At 44.6% G+C, this 1133-nt stretch carries 1 protein-coding gene; it reads left to right on the top strand.

Annotated elements, in window-relative coordinates:
- On the top strand, positions 1-800 hold an 800-nt coding region (locus IQ263_RS28085; RefSeq protein ID WP_194071294.1), incomplete at its 5' end, for an O-antigen ligase family protein.
- Positions 801-1133: the final 333 nt, after the last annotated feature.

The following is a 1133-nucleotide window of genomic DNA, read 5'->3' as shown; positions in this document are numbered from 1 at the left end:
CCCATGCCCAATTCCTATTTCTAAGTTTGGCTGTGCTGGGAAATGCTGTTGCTTTGATTTTTACTAATTCTCGAAATGCGTGGGGATTGGCTGTTTTAGCAGTTTTGAGCTTTGCATTTTATGCGGGTTATAAAAAAATATTAGCTGCGGTATTTAGTGGGGTTGGTGCAGTGTTTTTGTCGGCGTTTGGCCCGGAACCGCTGCGACAATATTTACGAAGAATTATCCCGGCTTTTTTCTGGGCGAGACTTACCGATGAGATGTTTCCAAATCGGCCTACTGGTACTTTGAGAACTACTCAGTGGGAGTTTGCTTGGTCGATGACTCAGCAGCGTCCTTGGACTGGTTGGGGACTGCGAAATTTTACTCCTCTCTACGAAGCTCAAATGCACGAATGGCTTGGTCATCCTCACAGTTTGATATTGATGCTGACTGCGGAAACGGGAATACCGGCAACGCTTTTATTTTTGGGTTTAGTTGGCTGGGTTTTGGCTAGAGGTGTTTTGTTGTTGATGAATTGGCCTGTTTCTGCGGCGGACATCCAACAAGAGCAAATAGCAACAGAGGAAGTAGGGGAAAATGCTTTATTGCTCAATCAAAACTCTAACTTTAGTATCACAAATCGGCTATTTTGTCAAGAAGAAAGAGGGGACGATCGCCTAATTTTCTTCAGTTATTTATTAGCCTTCGCCGCCTGTACGCTGTTTAACACGGTAGACGTGACGCTGTTTGATTTCCGAGTCAATACAATAAGCTGGTTGCTGTTAGCGGCGATTTGCGGAGTCAGCCAGAGGGAATAGGGAATTGGGCATCGGGAATAGGGAATTGGGCATCGGGAATAGGGCATTGGCCAAACAGGGAATTGGGCATTGGCCAAACAGGGAATTGGGCATTGGGCGTTGGGCATTGGTAACTAATAACAGTCAACAGTCAGTAGGGGCGGTGGATGGTGCGGGCCCGCCCTCTTAACAGCCAACAACCAACAACCAACAACCAACAACCAACGAATGACTAATGACTAATGACTAATGACTAATGACTAATGACTAATGACTAATGACTAATGACTAATGACTAATGACTAATGACTAATGACTAATGACTAATGACTAATGACTAATGACTAATGACTA

The organism is Tychonema sp. LEGE 06208 (assembly GCF_015207505.1).
In the GTDB taxonomy this organism is placed as follows: domain Bacteria; phylum Cyanobacteriota; class Cyanobacteriia; order Cyanobacteriales; family Microcoleaceae; genus Microcoleus.
This window is presented reverse-complemented; position numbering and strand designations above follow the sequence as displayed.